The sequence below is a fragment of the Serratia sp. CY37869 genome, assembly GCF_052168895.1.
In the GTDB taxonomy this organism is placed as follows: Bacteria; Pseudomonadota; Gammaproteobacteria; order Enterobacterales; family Enterobacteriaceae; genus Serratia; species Serratia ureilytica.
In genome coordinates this window covers 55,707-72,492 of the sequence record NZ_JBJNLU010000003.1, presented here as the reverse complement: position 1 = coordinate 72,492, position 16,786 = coordinate 55,707, and the positions used below count along the sequence as shown (strand labels likewise).

16 protein-coding genes and 3 tRNA genes are annotated in these 16,786 nt (G+C 60.0%); 9 read left to right on the top strand and 10 right to left on the bottom strand.

Features of this window, described 5'->3' with window-relative positions; translation table 11 throughout:
• Positions 1-11 precede the first annotated feature (11 nt).
• Positions 12-1,337 (bottom strand): amino-acid N-acetyltransferase, encoded by a 1,326-nt coding sequence (gene argA, locus ACJ8J1_RS15945; protein WP_033644857.1) that lies wholly within the window; start codon positions 1,335-1,337, stop codon positions 12-14.
• 239 nt (positions 1,338-1,576) lie between these two features.
• On the opposite strand from argA, the gene amiC reads away from it, so the two are divergent.
• Positions 1,577-2,830, top strand: coding sequence for an N-acetylmuramoyl-L-alanine amidase AmiC (gene amiC / locus ACJ8J1_RS15940; protein WP_033644859.1), 1,254 nt, complete (start codon positions 1,577-1,579; stop codon positions 2,828-2,830).
• Between the two features lie 90 nt (positions 2,831-2,920).
• Here amiC and ACJ8J1_RS15935 read toward each other — a convergent pair.
• From ACJ8J1_RS15935 to ACJ8J1_RS15925, 3 genes are all read right to left on the bottom strand, one after another.
• Positions 2,921-2,997, bottom strand: a tRNA-Met gene (locus tag ACJ8J1_RS15935).
• 65 nt (positions 2,998-3,062) lie between these two features.
• Positions 3,063-3,139, bottom strand: a tRNA-Met gene (locus ACJ8J1_RS15930).
• Positions 3,140-3,197: 58 nt separating this feature from the next.
• Positions 3,198-3,274: transfer RNA gene (locus tag ACJ8J1_RS15925), tRNA-Met, on the bottom strand.
• Positions 3,275-3,490: 216 nt separating this feature from the next.
• Between ACJ8J1_RS15925 and mltA the strand changes: the two genes are divergently transcribed.
• Together mltA and tcdA are read left to right on the top strand one after the other, a co-directional pair.
• Positions 3,491-4,627 carry a murein transglycosylase A gene (gene mltA, locus ACJ8J1_RS15920; protein WP_033644860.1) on the top strand — a complete coding sequence of 379 codons (1,137 nt, stop codon included), beginning with the start codon at positions 3,491-3,493 and terminating at the stop codon, positions 4,625-4,627.
• Between the two features lie 84 nt (positions 4,628-4,711).
• Complete coding sequence (gene tcdA, locus ACJ8J1_RS15915) at positions 4,712-5,518, top strand: tRNA cyclic N6-threonylcarbamoyladenosine(37) synthase TcdA (protein ID WP_004931886.1); 807 nt, start codon at positions 4,712-4,714, stop codon at positions 5,516-5,518.
• Here tcdA and csdE read toward each other — a convergent pair.
• Together csdE and csdA are read right to left on the bottom strand one after the other, a co-directional pair.
• Positions 5,509-5,943 carry a cysteine desulfurase sulfur acceptor subunit CsdE gene (gene csdE, locus ACJ8J1_RS15910; RefSeq protein ID WP_033644861.1) on the bottom strand — a complete coding sequence of 145 codons (435 nt, stop codon included), beginning with the start codon at positions 5,941-5,943 and terminating at the stop codon, positions 5,509-5,511. The genes tcdA and csdE overlap by 10 nt on opposite strands.
• Before the next feature lie 19 nt (positions 5,944-5,962).
• Entirely contained in the window at positions 5,963-7,168 is a 1,206-nt protein-coding gene (gene csdA / locus ACJ8J1_RS15905) for a cysteine desulfurase CsdA (protein ID WP_033644862.1), read from the bottom strand.
• 196 nt (positions 7,169-7,364) lie between these two features.
• Here csdA and ACJ8J1_RS15900 point away from each other — a divergent pair, with 196 nt between their 5' ends.
• The 4 genes from ACJ8J1_RS15900 (at position 7,365) to rlmM (ending at position 10,436) form a co-directional block, all read left to right on the top strand.
• Positions 7,365-7,589 (top strand): YgdI/YgdR family lipoprotein, encoded by a 225-nt coding sequence (locus ACJ8J1_RS15900; RefSeq protein WP_025304050.1) that lies wholly within the window; start codon positions 7,365-7,367, stop codon positions 7,587-7,589.
• 386 nt (positions 7,590-7,975) lie between these two features.
• Positions 7,976-8,893 carry a transcriptional regulator GcvA gene (locus tag ACJ8J1_RS15895; RefSeq protein ID WP_004931894.1) on the top strand — a complete coding sequence of 306 codons (918 nt, stop codon included), beginning with the start codon at positions 7,976-7,978 and terminating at the stop codon, positions 8,891-8,893.
• 51 nt (positions 8,894-8,944) lie between these two features.
• Positions 8,945-9,340: a DUF423 domain-containing protein gene (locus ACJ8J1_RS15890; RefSeq protein ID WP_442520383.1), complete on the top strand. Its 396-nt coding sequence runs from the start codon at positions 8,945-8,947 to the stop codon at positions 9,338-9,340.
• Positions 9,333-10,436 carry a 23S rRNA (cytidine(2498)-2'-O)-methyltransferase RlmM gene (gene rlmM, locus ACJ8J1_RS15885; protein ID WP_069100475.1) on the top strand — a complete coding sequence of 368 codons (1,104 nt, stop codon included), beginning with the start codon at positions 9,333-9,335 and terminating at the stop codon, positions 10,434-10,436. The genes ACJ8J1_RS15890 and rlmM overlap by 8 nt, the downstream gene beginning before the upstream one ends.
• Positions 10,437-10,475: 39 nt before the next feature.
• On the opposite strand, the gene xni is transcribed toward rlmM, so the two are convergent.
• The 3 genes from xni to queF all read right to left on the bottom strand — a co-directional run bounded on the left by xni (position 10,476) and on the right by queF (position 13,691).
• Positions 10,476-11,234, bottom strand: a complete 759-nt coding sequence (gene xni, locus ACJ8J1_RS15880; protein ID WP_033644942.1) for a flap endonuclease Xni — start codon at positions 11,232-11,234, stop codon at positions 10,476-10,478.
• A gap of 54 nt (positions 11,235-11,288) precedes the next feature.
• Positions 11,289-12,653 (bottom strand): nucleotide 5'-monophosphate nucleosidase PpnN, encoded by a 1,365-nt coding sequence (ppnN, locus tag ACJ8J1_RS15875; RefSeq protein WP_019455737.1) that lies wholly within the window; start codon positions 12,651-12,653, stop codon positions 11,289-11,291.
• Positions 12,654-12,845: 192 nt separating this feature from the next.
• Positions 12,846-13,691, bottom strand: coding sequence for an NADPH-dependent 7-cyano-7-deazaguanine reductase QueF (queF, locus tag ACJ8J1_RS15870; protein WP_033644864.1), 846 nt, complete (start codon positions 13,689-13,691; stop codon positions 12,846-12,848).
• 63 nt (positions 13,692-13,754) lie between these two features.
• Here queF and syd point away from each other — a divergent pair, with 63 nt between their 5' ends.
• The gene (syd, locus tag ACJ8J1_RS15865; protein WP_033644866.1) at positions 13,755-14,303 is read left to right on the top strand and encodes a SecY-interacting protein; all 549 of its coding nucleotides are present in this window, start codon (positions 13,755-13,757) and stop codon (positions 14,301-14,303) included.
• Between the two features lie 609 nt (positions 14,304-14,912).
• Here syd and ACJ8J1_RS15860 read toward each other — a convergent pair.
• Positions 14,913-16,151, bottom strand: a complete 1,239-nt coding sequence (locus ACJ8J1_RS15860) for an MFS transporter (protein WP_033644867.1) — start codon at positions 16,149-16,151, stop codon at positions 14,913-14,915.
• A gap of 178 nt (positions 16,152-16,329) precedes the next feature.
• Between ACJ8J1_RS15860 and ACJ8J1_RS15855 the strand changes: the two genes are divergently transcribed.
• On the top strand, positions 16,330-16,656 hold the full coding sequence (locus ACJ8J1_RS15855; protein WP_033644943.1) for a YqcC family protein: 327 nt from the start codon (positions 16,330-16,332) through the stop codon (positions 16,654-16,656).
• Positions 16,657-16,786: the final 130 nt, after the last annotated feature.

Sequence of the window (16,786 nt, the reverse complement as noted above, 5' to 3'; positions counted from 1 at the left end):
GCCCACAGGGATTACAGATCCGCCAGCAGAATTTTGGAGCGGCGTTGGTAGTTGTACAACGCTTGTTTCTGCATCGGCAGCACGTCGACCTCCGCCGGGGTGAAGCCACGCTCCTGGAACCAGTGGATGCTGCGTGTGGTCAGCACGAACAGCTTCTTCAATCCCATCTGCCGCGCCTGATTTTCCACCCGCTGCAGCAGCATCTCGCCGCGCGAAGAGCTGCGGTAATCGGGATGCACCGCCACGCAGGCCATCTCGCCGATTTTTTCCTCCGGGAACGGGTACAGCGCCGCGCAGGCGATGGTCAGGTTATCGCGTTCGATAATGGTGAACTTGTCGATCTCCATCTCCAGCTGTTCACGCGAACGGCGCACCAGAATACCCTGCTGTTCGAGCGGCCGGATGAGCTCCAGAATACCGCCGATGTCGTTGATCGTCGCCCGGCGCACCTGTTCGGCGCTCTCCATCACGATTTGGGTGCCGATGCCGTCGCGTGAGAACAGTTCTTGCACCAGCGCGCCGTCCTCCTGATAGCTGATCAGGTGGCTGCGGCGCACGCCGCTGCGGCAGCCTTTCACCGCGCCGCGCAGGAAGCGCACGGTGCCGGAATGGTAATCACCGCCTTCCTCCAGCTCTTCAAGACGCTTTTGCGCGTCGTTGGGGAACAGCTCGGAAAGGATGTTGCCTTCCGCGTCGGTCACGCCCTGCGAGGAGCAGAAACCGATCATTTTTTCCGCTTTCAGTTTGATCGCCAGCTGAGTCGCGACTTCCTCCGAAGTCAGGTTGAAGCTCTCGCCGGTTACCGAGACGGCGACCGGGCCGATCAGCACGATGGCGTTGCTGTCGAGCTGACGATGGATCGCTTCTTCATCGATGCGGCGAATGCGGCCGCTGTGGCAGTAGTCGATGCCGTCATCGACGCCCAGCGGCTGCGCGATGATGAAGTTGCCGCTGACCACGTTAATGTGCGCGCCCTGCAGCGGCGTGTTGTTGAGGCTCATCGACAGCCGGGCGGTGATGTCCAGCTGCAATAAACCGGCCGCCTGCTTGACCAACTCAAGCGTATGGGCGTCGGTCACGCGCGTATGCTTGTGGTAGAGCGGTTCATAGTTGTGCTGCGCCAGATTGGCGTCGATCTGCGGCCGTGCGCCGTAAACCACCACCAGGCGAATGCCCAGGCTATGCAGCAGCCCGATATCATTGACGATGTTGGAAAAATTCTCGTGTTCGATGGCTTCCCCACCGAGCATGATGACAAACGTCTTGCCGCGGTGGGCGTTGATATAGGGGACGGAGTGACGGAATCCTTGCACCAGCTCTGTACTACGTTCCTTCACGGGCAAACCTCTTTGCATATTTATACGATATTTTTGTATTTTTATTCTTTTATTGCGCCAATGGCAAGTGGGAAATCGTCATGAAGAGCGAGCTAAGGGCGCTAAATCGTTAATAAATTGAAAAACCATAAAAAGATTTTCTGATGACAGGGCTGGAATGATTGGTTAAAGTTTTCGGCATTCCCAAGTCATTGGTGTTTTTTTCATCTGTTGTAAACAGTTATTACTGCCGGAGCCGCATGCCAAACGCTAATCACAATCTGGGCCGCCGTCGTTTATTACAGGGCGTTGCCGCCAGCTGGTTGCTGAGTGTGAGTCGCACGGGCTTCGCCGCGTCATCGCACGTGATTGCCGTGCGCGTCTGGCCGTCCTCCACTTATACCCGCGTCACGCTGGAATCCAACGTCGAACTGAAATACAAGCAGTTCGCCCTGACCAATCCCGATCGCGTGGTGGTGGATATCGAAGGCGTGCATCTCAACAGCGTGCTGAAGGGCATCGCCGGGCAGGTGCGCGCCGACGATCCTTATCTCAAGCAGGCGCGCGTCGGCCAGTTCGATCAGAATACCGTGCGGCTGGTGCTGGAGCTCAAGCAAAGCGTCAGCCCGCACATGTTCTCGCTGGCGCCGGTGCCGGAGTATCGCAACCGTCTGGTGATGGATCTCTACCCGACCAAAGGCGGCAGCGGCGGCGAGGAGTATGATCCGCTACTGGCGTTACTGGAAGATTACAACAAAGGCGATCTGGAGCGCACGCTGCCGCCCGAAGCGCCGCAGGCCGGCAAGGCGGGGCGCGATCGGCCGATCGTCATCATGCTGGATCCTGGCCACGGGGGCGAAGATCCCGGTGCGATCGGCAAGTATAAGACGCGCGAGAAAGACATCGTGCTGCAGATTGCCCGCAAGCTGAGCGCCATGATCAAGCGCGAGCCGAACATGAAGGTGTTCATGACGCGCAATGAAGACGTGTTTATCCCGCTCAAGGTACGCGTCGCCAAGGCGCGCAAGCAGCGCGCCGATCTGTTCGTTTCGATTCACGCCGACGCCTTCACCAGCCGCGCCGCGCGCGGGTCATCGGTGTTCGCGTTGTCCACCAAAGGCGCCACCAGCTCGGCGGCCAAGTTCCTGGCGCAGACGCAGAACGCCTCGGACCAAATCGGTGGCGTCAGCAAGAGCGGCGACCGCTATCTCGACCACACCATGTTCGATTTGATCCAGACCGCAACCATCAACGATAGCCTGAAGTTCGGCAAGGAAGTGCTGAACCGGATGGGTAAAATCAACCGGTTGCACAAGAATCGCGTCGATCAGGCCGGTTTTGCGGTGTTGAAGGCGCCGGATATCCCGTCGATCCTGGTGGAAACGGCGTTTATCAGCAATATCGAAGAGGAGCGCAAGCTGCGCACCAGCCATTTCCAGCAGCAGGTGGCGGAGTCGATTCTGGCGGGCATCAAGGCTTATTTCGCCAACGGCGGCGCGTTAGCGAGCCGATAGCGGCAGGGCCGGGCGCAAGTCCGGCTGTTTTTGCGGATTGCAGATACAAAAAAACACCCGTCAGGGTGCTTATCTGTTGTCATCAAGAGTTGGTTGCGGGGGCCGGATTTGAACCGACGACCTTCGGGTTATGAGCCCGACGAGCTACCAGGCTGCTCCACCCCGCGTCCGTCTTGATGCGGTATTACGACGAAACCACCGTTCATGTTATGCCGCTGGTACGGCATTCGGTTGGTTGCGGGGGCCGGATTTGAACCGACGACCTTCGGGTTATGAGCCCGACGAGCTACCAGGCTGCTCCACCCCGCGTCCGTGTAATACTTTGTTATCGAACCCAAACGCAAAATACCGCCACTGCGGCATCGGTTGGTTGCGGGGGCCGGATTTGAACCGACGACCTTCGGGTTATGAGCCCGACGAGCTACCAGGCTGCTCCACCCCGCGTCCGATGGATGCGCACTATACTCTCCATGCGTTTTGTTGCAAACCCTTTTTGCATTTTATTGGCCTAAACCCGTTTTTCTGCTGAATTTGCCCGCAATTTGCCTTCTTTTTCATCACCATCCTCCGTGCGGCTTTTTTTATTTGCAGCGATTCCTTTATCAATGAGCGTTTGTTATCGTTCAGCCGGTAGATCATATCAGTTTGAGAGTGTGCGCGATGAAAGGACGTTGGGGCAAATACCTGCTGGGCGGGTTGATGGTGGCGGTATTGGCGGGCTGTTCGTCCAAGCCGACCGATCGGGGTCAGCAATATAAGGACGGCCGTCTGGATCAATCGCTGGAGCTGGTCAATCAGCCCAACGCCAAAGGTTCGCCGGTCAACGCCAAGGATTATTCGGATCAGCTGATGGAGATCAAGTACGCGTCGCCTTCGCTGTTTAACCGCAACAACAGCACCTATCAGGCGGTGCAAAACTGGATGGCGTCCGGCGCCGACACGCGCATGCTGAGCCAGTACGGCCTCAGCGCTTACCAGATGGAAGGCGTCGACAATTACGGCAACGTGCAGTTTACCGGCTACTACACGCCGGTGGTGCAGGCGCGCTATACCCAACAGGGCGAGTTCCGTTATCCGCTGTACCGCATGCCGCCGAAGGGTAGGGGCCGCTTGCCGGATCGCGCGGGCATTTATTCTGGCGCGCTCGACGATCGCTATATCATCGCTTACACCAACTCGCTGATGGACAACTTCATGATGGAAGTCCAGGGCAGCGGCTACGTCGACTACGGCAACGGTCAGCCGCTGGTGTTCTTCGGCTACGGCGGCAAGAACGGCCACGCCTACCGCAGCATCGGCAAAGTGCTGATCGATCGCGGTGAAGTGGCCAAGGCGGACATGTCGATGCAGGCGATCCGTCAGTGGGCGGATACCCACAGCGCCGCAGAGGTGCGCGAGCTGCTGGAGCAGAACCCGTCGTTCGTGTTCTTCCGCCCGGAAGCTTTTGCGCCGGTGAAAGGCGCCAGCGCGGTGCCGCTGATCGCCAAAGCGTCGGTGGCCTCCGACCGTTCACTGATCCCGGCAGGCACCACGCTGCTGGCCGAAGTGCCGCTGCTGGACAACAAGGGTAAATTCACGGGAAAATACGAGATGCGTCTGATGGTCGCGCTCGACGTGGGCGGCGCCATCAAGGGCCAGCATTTTGACATGTATCAGGGCATCGGGCCGGAAGCCGGCCACTCGGCGGGCTACTACAACCACTATGGCCGCGTCTGGGTGCTGAAGAACAACGGCGGCGGCCAGCTGTTCAGCGCCAATCAGTCAAACGGCGGCGGTTCGTTGCTGGTCACCCGCTAAACGCGCACGGCGTGAAAAGATTGACCCGCAAGGGCCGGATTTTCCGGCCCTTATCATTTGCATTACGAAGGTAATTAAAGCGTTATGAGCACAGCTTATTCGGAAGCCTATCTGCAGCGTTTCGGCGGCACGGCGCGGTTATACGGCCAGCAGGCGCTGGCGGTGTTCGCGCAGGCGCACGTCTGCGTGATCGGCATCGGCGGCGTGGGTTCCTGGGCGGCTGAGGCGCTGGCGCGCACCGGCATCGGCGCCATCACTCTGATCGACATGGATGATGTTTGCGTCACCAATACCAACCGTCAGATCCACGCGCTGCGTCAGCACGTCGGGCAATCGAAAACCGAGGTAATGGCGGAGCGTATCCTGGCGATCAACCCGGAATGCCGGGTGACCTGCATTGACGATTTCATTACCCCGGACAACGTCGCCGAGCTGCTGGACCATAACTTCAGTTACGTCATCGACGCAATCGACAGCGTACGGCCGAAAGCGGCGCTGCTCTCATACTGCCGCCGCTTCAAGATCCCGGTGGTGACCACCGGCGGCGCCGGCGGGCAGATAGATCCGACCAAAATCGAAGTGGCCGATCTGGCGAAAACCATTCAGGATCCGCTGGCCGCCAAGCTGCGCGAGCGGCTGAAGCACGATTTTAACGTGGTGAAAAACGGCAAGGGCAAGCTGGGCATCGACTGCGTCTTTTCCAGCGAGCCGCTGGTTTATCCGCAGCCGGACGGTTCGGTATGCGCTTCGCGCAGCACGGCGGAAGGGCCGAAAAGAATGGATTGCAGCGCAGGTTTCGGCGCGGCGACCATGGTCACCGCCACCTTCGGCTTCGTCGCCGTGTCGCACGCGCTGAAAAAGATGGTGGCGAAGGCGGCGCGTCAGGCGTAACGGGCGGCGATCGCCTGCACGGCGGCGGCTAACGCCGCCAGCCCGCTGGCGCGAGTGGCGCTCAGCTGAGCGCGCAGCGCCAGGCGGTCGAACAGCGCCAGCGGATCCAATTCGGCGATCTGCTGCGGCGTTTTCCCTTCCACTTCGGTCAGCAGCACCGCCAACAGGCCACGCACGATGCGGCCTTCGCTGTCGCCATAAAAGTGCAGCGTGCCGTCTTCCAGCAACTGGTGCCCCAACCAGACGCGGTTTTCACACCCGCTTAACGCCATTTCTTCACTGCGCAAGGCCTCCGGCAGCGACGGCAGCCGTTTTGCGAGCATAATCAGTTGTCGGTAGCGGTCTTCCCACTGTTTCAGCTCGCTGAAGGTGGCGATTAACGCTTCGGCGGTGATCTCTCGGCCAAAAGGATGGGGGGCGAGCATAGCGTCTCCGGGAATCAAGTCAGTCGGCCAGCAGGTCGAGGGCGTGGGTCAACGCGCTGACCAGCGTATCGACGTCCTGTTGAGTATTGTAGGGGGCGAACGACGCGCGCAACGTACCGCTGACGCCTAACGCCGCCATCAGCGGCTGCGCGCAGTGCTGGCCGGCGCGCAGCGCAATGCCTTGCTCCGCCAGCAGCGTGACGATGTCGCTGTGGTGTACGCCGGCGATATCGAACGCCAGCAGGCTGGAACCGGAACTGCGGAAGCTGCGAAAGCCCGGCAGCTGCGCCAACCGCTGTTCTGCCCGATCCGCCAGCTCGCGACTGTAGCGCTCCGCCGCCGCCATGTCCTGTTCGCGAAGCCAGGTGAGCGCGGCGGCCAACCCCAGCACGCCGGCGATGTTTGGCGTGCCGGCTTCGAAGCAGTGCGGCGGTTTTTGCGGGATAAAACCGTCGAACGACGCCTGGGTCAACATCTTTCCCCCTCCTTGCCACGGCGCCATCTGCGCCAGCAGCTCGGATTTGCCGTACAGCGCGCCGATGCCGGTCGGGCCATACAGTTTGTGGCCGGAGAAGGCGTAGAAATCGATATCGAGCCGCTGTACGTCGGCTGGGTCGTGAACCACGCCCTGTGCGCCGTCGATCATCACGCGCGCGCCGGCGGCATGGGCCAGCGCGATCGCCGGTGCCAGATCCGGGCAGCCGCCGGTGACGTTGGACATTTGCCCCAGCGCCAACAGGCGGGTTCTATCGTTGAGCAGGGCGGGCAGCTGCGCCAGGTCCGGCAGCCGGTCGGCGCCGATCGGCAGTTTCACTACCCGGGCGCCGGTTTGATCCGCCATCATCAGCCAGGGGATCAGGTTGGCGTGGTGTTCCGCTTCGCTCACCAGAATTTCATCCCCAGGCTGCAGACGCGGACGCAGATAACTCTGCGCCACCAGGTTGATCGCCTCGGTGGTGCCGCGCGTCCAGACGATGTCGTCGGCCGACGGCGCATGGATCAGTTGTGCGACCTGGCCGCGCGCCTGCTCGAAACGGGCGGTCAGATCCTGCGCCGCCCGATGCTGGCTGCGGTGCACGGTGGCGGCGTCGTCGCGATAAAACTGCTGCGTGGCGTCGATCACCGCCTGCGGTTTCAACGCGGTGGCGGCGCTGTCCAGATAGATGCCGTCCTGCGCGAGCGCGGGAAACTGTTGGCGAAAAAGGCTGGGGTTAAAAGGCGTCATACCCTGATTGTCACTGGCTTGAGTCGATGGGTGATCCTGTCCTATTTTGCCGCCGGAGACAAGCGTTCGCGCCGATTAGGACTTATCGCCTGGCAAAATTGGGAAAGTTTGTTATGCTATTAAACGTGCGCTTATTAATCGCATCTATACGCATAAAAGGTATTTATCAGCATTTAAAACTAAAAAGGAGTCCTCAATGAAGAAAACAGCCGCAGTTCTCTCTGCCCTGATGCTTACGTTCACCCTGGCCGCCTGTTCCAGCAACTACGTGATGCATACCAATGACGGACGCACCATTGTCGCTGACGGCAAGCCTAAAGTGGATAACGATACCGGCATGATCAGCTATAAAGACGCCAACGGCGTCGAACAGCAGATCAACCGCGCCGATGTGAAAGAGATGGTTGAAAGCAACCAGTAACCGTCAGGCAAAAAAAAAGCACCGCAAGTTTTGCGGTGCTGCATAAAATCACTATGGACAGACAGGGTAAATGTACAGGAAGTGAAAAAACAGTAGCCTAGCTACCATGTCCGGAATCGCCGGACAATTTGCAAACACAACATCACAACCACAAGCCAAAAGTTCATCGGCGTCCTCGACACCCACTCCCTTTTCGTTCCGGCCCGGGAAGTGCCGCCACTATAGGTATTTGCTGGCGCATCCTCAACGGACAAATTATAATGGCTCGGATTAAAAAAACTAATGGCAATGCGCCGTTAGCGTTTGTCCATGGCTTGCCACACAAAGCCGCCCGATTTTCGGCGCCGAATCATTCGGATTAATGTTACACAAAAGTAGCTAATTTAATGTCTAAACGCTTACCTCCCCTCAATGCGCTGCGCGTGTTCGATGCGGCCGCTCGCCACCTGAGTTTCACCAAGGCGGCGGAAGAGCTGTTCGTGACTCAGGCCGCGGTGAGCCACCAGATCAAGTCGCTGGAGGACTTCCTCGGGCTGAAGCTGTTTCGCCGGCGCAATCGCTCGCTGCTGCTGACCGAAGAGGGGCAAAGTTACTACCTTGATATCAAGGAGATCTTCTCTTCGATCAACGAGGCGACGCGCAAGCTGCAGGCGCGCAGCGCCAAGGGGGCATTGACCGTCAGTTTGCCGCCGAGCTTCGCCATTCAGTGGCTGGTGCCGCGTTTGTCCGGCTTTAACTCAGCTTATCCGGGCATCGACGTGCGCATCCAGGCGGTGGACCGTGAAGAGGACAAGCTGGCGGACGACGTCGACGTGGCGATTTTCTATGGCCGCGGCAATTGGCCGGGGCTGCGCGCCGAGCGCCTGTATGCAGAATATTTGCTGCCGGTTTGTTCGCCGAGCCTGCTGACCGGCGATCATCCGCTGAAAACCGCAGACGATCTGGCTTATCATACGCTGTTGCATGACGTTTCACGTCGCGACTGGCTGGCCTATACGCGCCAGCTGGGGTTGCAGCACATCAACGTGCAGCAGGGGCCAATCTTCAGCCACAGCGCCATGGTGGTGCAGGCGGCGGTGCACGGTCAGGGCGTGGCGCTGGTGAACAACGTGATGGCGCAAACCGAGATTGAAGCCGGTCGTCTGGTGTGCCCGTTCAACGATGTGTTGGTCAGTAAAAATGCTTTTTATCTGGTATGTCATGACAGCCAGGCAGAACTGGGTAAAATAGCCGCCTTCCGGCAGTGGATCCTGGCGCGTGCCGCCAGCGAACAAGAGAAGTTCCGCTTCCGCTACGAACAATAAGGCCGGCCGCCGCCTTGCCGCGGCCGGTGATTTTTAATGGGATAGATCACGATGAGCAGCCGTTCCATGCTGGTTTTCGCCGCTATCAGCGGCTTTGTGTTTGTCGCGCTGGGCGCATTCGGCGCGCATGTGTTAAGCGGCACGCTGGGCGCCAACGAAATGGCCTGGATCCGCACCGGCATGGAGTATCAGGGGTTCCACACCCTGGCCATCCTGGCGCTGGCGGTCGCGATGCAGCGCCGCGTGAGCCTGTGGTTTTACTGGAGCGGAGCGCTGTTGGCGTTCGGCACCGTGTTGTTCAGCGGCAGCCTCTATTGTCTGGCGCTGTCGCACCTGAAGGTCTGGGTATATATCACGCCGGTTGGCGGCGTGTGCTTCTTGATCGGCTGGATATTGATGTTGATTGGCGCTTTGCGTCTGAGGAAAAAGGCCGAGCGCCATGAATAAGATTGCGTTGTACTGCCGCCCCGGCTTCGAAAAAGAGTGTGCGGCGGAGATCACCGATAAAGCCGCCCAGCTGGAGATTTACGGCTTTGCGCGGGTAAAAGAGCACAGCGGTTACGTGTTGTTCGAATGCTATCAGCCGGACGATGCCGACCGCCTGGCGCGGGAGATTCCGTTCCGCGAACTGATTTTCGCCCGCCAAATGATCGTAGTGGGTGAGCTGCTGCGCGATCTGCCGCCGGAAGATCGGGTATCGCCGATCGTCGGCATGCTGATCGGCGTGGTTGATCGCGGCGGCGAGCTGCGGGTGGAAGTGCCGGACACCAACGAAAGCAAAGAGCTGATGAAATTCTGCCGCAAGCTGACGGTGCCGCTGCGCGCCGCGATGCGTGAGCAGAAGGTGCTGATGGCGCGGGAGAACCCGACTCGCCCGGTGGTGCACGTGTTCTTCATCGCGCCGGGCTGCTGCTATGTCGGTTACTCCTACAGCAACAACAACTCGCCGTTCTACATGGGTATTCCGCGTCTGCGCTTCCCGGCCGATGCGCCGAGCCGTTCGACGCTGAAACTGGAAGAAGCGTTCCATGTGTTCATCCCCGCCGACGAGTGGGACGAGCGCCTGGCCAGCGGCATGCATGCGGTCGATCTGGGGGCCTGCCCGGGCGGCTGGACCTATCAGCTGGTGAAGCGCAGCATGATGGTGCATTCGGTGGATAATGGCCCGATGGCGCCGAGCCTGATGGAAACCGGCCAGGTAACGCATCACCGCGCCGACGGCTTCAAGTTCGAGCCGAACAGCAGCAAGATCTATTGGTTGGTGTGCGACATGGTGGAAAAACCGGCGAAGGTGACCAGCCTGATGATTCAGTGGCTGGTGAAAGGCTGGTGCCGCGAAGCGATCTTTAACCTCAAACTGCCGATGAAAAAACGCTACGAGGAAGTGTCGCAAAACCTGATGAGCATCCGCGAAGCGCTGAGCGCCGCCGGCATCAGCGCTGAAGTGCACGCCAAACAGCTGTATCACGACCGCGAAGAGATCACCGTACACGTGCGCCGCATGTGGTCGGCGGTGCCGGGCCGCCGCGACGAGCGCGATTAATCGCGTTAAACCTGATGAAGGGCGCTGCTTGCAGCGCCCTTATTGTATCGGCAGTCGCAGCTGCTGCAGGTTGCCGTCCAGCGACAGATCGGTGCGCAGCGTGGCGACTTGTTTGCTGACGTAGGCCAGCTCGCGGTGCTGCTCCAGCTTGCCGCGCCATTTCTCCGGCACCTGCTCCAGGTGCTGATAGATCCCGTCCAGACTGCCCGACTGCTGCAACAGCAGCACGGCGGTTTTCGGCCCGATGCCGGCCACGCCGGGGATCTTGCTGCTGCCGATCCCCGCTAACCCCCAGTAGTCCGGCAGTTGCTGCGGCTGCACGCCGAATTCCTGCTGCACGAAAGGCATATCCAACCAGCGTTTCTGGAAGTAATCGCGGATCTGTACGTTCGGCGCCAGCAGCTGGCAATAGCCTTTGTCGGTGGAGACGATGGTCACCTGGTGGCCGCCGCCGGCGACCTTCGCCGCCAGCGTGGCCGCCAGATCGTCTGCCTCGTTGCCGGGTGAATGCCAGCTGGCGACGCCCAGTTCGGCGAAGGCTTCACGCAGCTGCGGCATCTCCTGTTGCAGGTTTTCCGGCATCGGCGAGCGCCCGGCCTTGTAGTCCGGCAGAATTTGGTGGCGCCAGCTTTCGCTGCGGTCGTCCTCGTCAAATACCGCCACCGCGTGGGTCGGGCGGCTGTGCTGAAGCAACTGCTGCAGCGCGTGGCGGCAGGCGTTGACGCAAGGGGAGCCCTGTACGGCGTGAATGCGGCGGATGAGGTTCAGGGCGTCGACAATCAGTAGGTGTATCATCATGGGCGGCAAGGTCAGAAAAAACAGGGCGGCCGTTACGCCGCCCGGGATTGAGGGTCAGGCGACGATTTCGTAGCAGGGCACATAGGCGCTGCCCGGCAGTTTCATGCGGTGCTGGGCGACAAAGCCCTGCAGCAGGCTGTCCATCTGCTTCATCATCTGCGGTTCGCCGTGCAGCTTGTACGGGCCGAACTGCTCAATGGCGTGGATGCCGTTTTCCTTCACGTTGCCGGCCACGATGCCGGAGAAGGCGCGGCGCAGCGCGGCGGCCAATTGCTCCGGCGGCTGGTTCGGATACAGATTGAGGTTCGCCATGTTCTCGTGGGTCGGCTCGAACGGCAGCTGCAGATCCGGCGCGATGCGGATCGACCAGTTGAAACTGTAGGCGTCGCCGGTGTTGCGGCGGTTTTCCTTCACCAGCGGCATGGCTTTTTTCATCTGCCGGGCCACTTCCGCCGGATCGTCGATGATGATGGTGTAGTGACGGCGCGCGGCGTCGCCCAGCGTGTTCATGATGAACTCGTCCAGCACGCGGAAGTAATCGGCGCTCTCTTTTGGCCCGGTCAGGATCAGCGGCAGCACCTGTTCGCTGTTCTCCGGGTTCATCAGGATACCCAGCAGGTACAGCAGCTCTTCGGCGGTGCCGACGCCGCCCGGGAAGATGATGATGCCGTGCGCGATGCGCACGAACGCTTCCAGACGTTTTTCGATGTCCGGCATGATCACCAGCTCGTTCACCAGCGGGTTAGGCGGCTCGGCGGCGATGATTGACGGTTCGGTCATGCCGATGAAGCGGCTGTTGCGGTAACGCTGCTGCGCGTGACCGACCGCCGCGCCTTTCATCGGCGCTTCCATGGCGCCCGGCCCGCAGCCGGTGCAGATGTTCAACTCGCGCAGGCCCAGCTGGCTGCCGACCTTGCGCGCGTACAGGTATTCGTTCTCGTTGATCGAGTGCCCGCCCCAGCACACCACCATGTTGGGATCTTCATCCAGATGCAGCGTGCGCGCATTGCGCAGGATCGAGAACACCAGGTTGGTGATGTGGGCCGAGTTTTCCAGGTTCAGGTGTTGGAAACGGCCGGCGCTGGCGATTTGGCCGTGCACGAACAGAATGTCGCGCAACACGGCGAACAGGTTGGCCTGCAGTGAACGGATGATGCGGCCGTCGACGAACGCCTCTTCCGGCGGATTGACCAGCTCCAGCTTCACGCCACGCTCGCGGCGCAGCACGTTGATATCGAAGGTTTCATAGCGCGACAGCAGCTGTTTGCTGTTGTCGGTTTGGCTGCCGGAGTTCAACACGGCCAGCGAACAGTTGCGAAACAGGCGGTACAGGTCGCTGCTGGCGGTGCGCTTCAGCATGTCTACTTCCAGCTGCGACAATAAATCCATAGAGCCAAGCGGGCTGATGTGTGTAATCAAGGTAACTCCTTTGCACCCGGTGTGGGGCGGTAGTAATCCATACGCAGCAAAACAGCATCTCGTTATGGTTGGCGTGCTGCGGCGAAGCGGGCGCTCTGCCCGGCCGCAGCCTCGTTTTAACCTTACCGCCGTCCCTGCGCTTTTACCAACACAAACCGCTCGTTAGCTCAGTTGTTGAGCAATGTTTCGCACTTATTGGCGCGCCAGGCGGCCGTGCTCGGGAGCGAACGCGACGTTGCTGCGCCACGGGTTGATATCCAGTCCGCCGCGGCGGGTATAGCGGGCGTAAACCGTCAGGCTTTGCGGCCGGCAATAGCGCATCAGATCGTTGAAGATGCGCTCGACGCATTGCTCGTGGAATTCGTTGTGGTGGCGGAAGGAAACCAGATAGCGCAGCAGCGCTTCGCGATCGAGCTTGCCGCCGCGGTAGCTTATCTGCACCGAGCCCCAGTCCGGCTGATGGGTGATCAGGCAGTTGGACTTCAGCAGGTGGCTGACCAATTGCTCTTCCACTACCTCTTCACCGGCGGCGTTCTGCAGGTAGTCGGCGTTGAACTCATAATTGTCGATGCGAATATCCTGCTGGTCAATGCAGTCGCCGGCCAGACGAGCGATCGGGCTGCCTTCCAGTTGGTCGACGCTGAACAGGGTGACGCTCACCTCGCCCTGGGCGCAGGCGGACAGATCGCGTTGCAGCGTGCTGCGCACCGTTTCCCAATCGGCGAACGGCGTTTGGTTGAAGCTGTTGAGATACAGCTTGAAGCTTTTCGATTCGATCAGGTTCAGGCTGTCGGCGTTGAGGCCGATCTCGCCAACCGCCACCTGCGGCAGCCCGTTGGCGTTCAGCCAGGAGAGTTCGTACAGCGTCCAGATGTCCGCGCCGTGGAAGGGCAGGTTGTCGGGATACAGCCCCAGCGGCTCGCGGTTCATGCTGCGCGGCACCGCCTGCAGCAGCGTGGCGTCGTAGCGATCGCGATAGGCGGTGGGTTTGCCCAGCGTCAGCCCTGACAGGGCCTGGTGGTCTTGATATGAGGACATCTGCTGTCACCTCGGTCAGAGATAGGTACAATGGCCGTCAGTTTAACGTATGCGAGAAAGAATATGGACCATGATGTATCGCACGCTCTGCGTGAATTCACTCAACGCTATGTCGAGTTGTGGCAGCAAGAGCGCGGCCACGCGCCGGCCAGCGAGGCGCTGTACGGCGTGCCGTCGCCCTGCATCGTGGAGAATCGCGAGGACGACGTGCTGTGGTTGCCGCAGCCTTTCGAACCGGCGGCGACGCTGGAGAAGGTCGAGGCTGCGCTGGAGCTGCGTTTGCAGCCGGATGCGCACCGTTTCTACACGCAGCAATACGCCGGTGACATGAGCGCGCAATTTGGGGAGCATCGCCTGAGCCTGCTGCAGGTATGGAGCGAAGAGGATTTCATCCGCCTGCAGGAGAATCTGATCGGCCATCTGGTGACGCAAAAGCGCCTCAAATTGTCACCGACCCTCTTCCTGGCGACCACCGAATCCGAGATGACGATGGTGTCGCTGTGCAACGTCAGCGGCAACGTGGTGCTGGAGCAGTTCGGCAGCGATAAGCGCACCTTGTTGGCGGCGACGCTGGGGAATTTCCTCGATGCGCTGCGCCCAGTGCTGGACTGAAGCGCGGCGGATTCGCCGTCGGTCGTGTAAGAGATCTCTCACACGGGCTGTGAGAGATCGCTCTTAATTTTTTTCACCTCTCTTTGGACCATGAGATTATTGTTATCCAGATCAATTGGTTAGAATTTCTTTAGGATAACTCTTAGTCTTAATTTAGTGTGAGACACCTCTCAAACCCTTGTGATTCCGGGAAATTTGAGCGATCTTATCATTACCGGCACGGACCCGGCGGAGCAGGAAAGCATCAGGATGATGCAGCTTCAGGAAGAAGAAAGGGATGCGCTCAGGCAAGAGCGAGGGATGGCGTCAGGAGATGCCCAGGATGTTTCAGGATTGAAACCAAGGACACCTCCAGGACGGAGATTGAGAGCCGGCGCAGGACTGTCGGCGGGTCAGGAAGGCTGAGGAACCGCGTCAGGACGATGCTGCAGGATGATGCAAGGACCACTTGGTCAGGATGGCCGCAGGAAAAGTTTTCAAGGATTGAGCAGGGAGCATGCTGTGTAGCGGGATGGCTATAAAACGAACCGGGGGCACTGTTAACGCAGTGCCCCCAACTTTTTGTTCTATTCCGCCGCGCGTGCGCCCCGTCTCAATCCTTCTTCCGCGTTAACCAATCGCGCCCAGCGTATCGCCTGCGCCCTGTTTTTTCGGCAGCAGGAACAGCGTGGCGTAGATATCCAGCAGGTAAATCGCCGCCAACAGGCTGATGGCGGCGGTAAACGACACCTGCGTCACCAGCGCGCCGATCACCAATGGCCCCAGGCCGCCGACGCCGCGTCCCAGATTGAACAGGATGTTTTGCGCGGTGGCGCGCGCTTGCACCGGATAGGTATCGGAAATCAACGCGCCGTAACCGCCGATCATGCCGTTGACGAACATGCCCATCACTGCGCCGGCGAACAGCATCAGCATCGGATCGCTCAACTGGGCGTAGCCGATCACCATCACCACCGCGCCGACCTGATACAGCACGAAAATCTTCCAGCGGGCGAAGCGGTCGGCCAGGACGCCGAACAGCCAGATGCCGAACGTCATGCCGACCACCGTCACCGCCGTCCACAGGCCGGACTTGGTGAGCGAGAAGCCGAAGTTTTTCGCCAGATAAGTCGGCATCCAGATCATCAGCCCGTAGTAGCCGAAGTTCTGCACCGAACAGAGAATGAAGATGCCGATGCTGGCCTTGCTGGTGGCGCGATCCTTAAACAGCAGGCGCAAACGCTGAAGGAAGGAGAGCGGCTGCCCGGCGTCTTTCTGCCGCACGAATTCCTCCGGTTCGCCCAGCGTGCGGCGGATCAGGAATGACGCCAGCGCCGGCAGCAGGCCGACCAGGAACATGCCGCGCCAGCCGATATGTTCCAGCAGCAGCGGCGTCAGGAAAGCGGCCGCCAGCACCCCCAACTGCCAGCCCATGCCGACGTAGGCCGAAGCGCGGTTGCGTTTCTCCGCCGGCCAGGCTTCGGCGATCAGCGCCATGCCGATGCCGAACTCGCCGCCCAGCCCGATGCCCGCCAGCGTGCGATAGGCGAGTAGATCCCAATAGCCTTGCGCCACGGCGCACAGGCCGGTGAACAGGGAAAACATCAGGATGGTGATAGTCAGCACCCGGATGCGGCCGAAGCGATCGCTGAGATGGCCGAAGATCACGCCGCCCAGCACCGCGCCGATCAGCGTCCAGGTGACCAGCGAACCGGCGGCCGATGAGGTTAATCCTAATTCGATGCTGATGGCCGGCAGCATAAAGCCGAGGATCAGCAGGTCAAACCCGTCCATGGCGTAACCGGTGACCGAGGCCAGCATGGCCTTACCGGGCGTCGCGTGATTTTTTTTCTCTGTTATTACGGACATGAATCTTTATCTGTGTGGTGAATTCGGTGGGCCTATTGTGCCGCGCGGCGGCGCACGCCACCAGATAAAAACGGCAGCCGGTCTCGGGCGCGCCAAATTTGGGCTATAAAAATGCTATGCTTTGCCGCCTTTCAGCCAGCGAGCTGAATATCATGATGAAAAGAGATCGGGAATGCAGATGAGTATACATAATCAGGTTCGCCGCAGTTTGCAGGCGATTGAACAATCCATGCGTGATTTGGCCTTGTGGCAGGCCGCGCCGCCCGAGCCTGAGGCTTTCTCCAGCACCGAGCCGTTCTGCATCGACAGCATGTCGGCCGAGGCTTGGCTGCAGTGGGTGTTTCTGCCACGCATGTATGCGCTGTTGGACGCCGAAGCGCCGCTGCCGACGCGTTTTGCCATCACGCCTTACTTCGAGGAGGCGTTGAAGGAGCGTGAGCCGAGCAGTCTGCCGCTGTTGGTGCTGCTGCAGCAGTTGGATTTGATGTTGAATAAAGAGCCGTAATTCGCCGGCGGCGCGCAGATTTTTGCCGCCCGGCAGTGTAGAGTACTCGCGCGGATGCCGGGCAGGAGAGCCGACGGCGTCTTTCGGCTCGGTTAAACCGCGGCGGTTGACCGGGGGCTGCATTAGGATG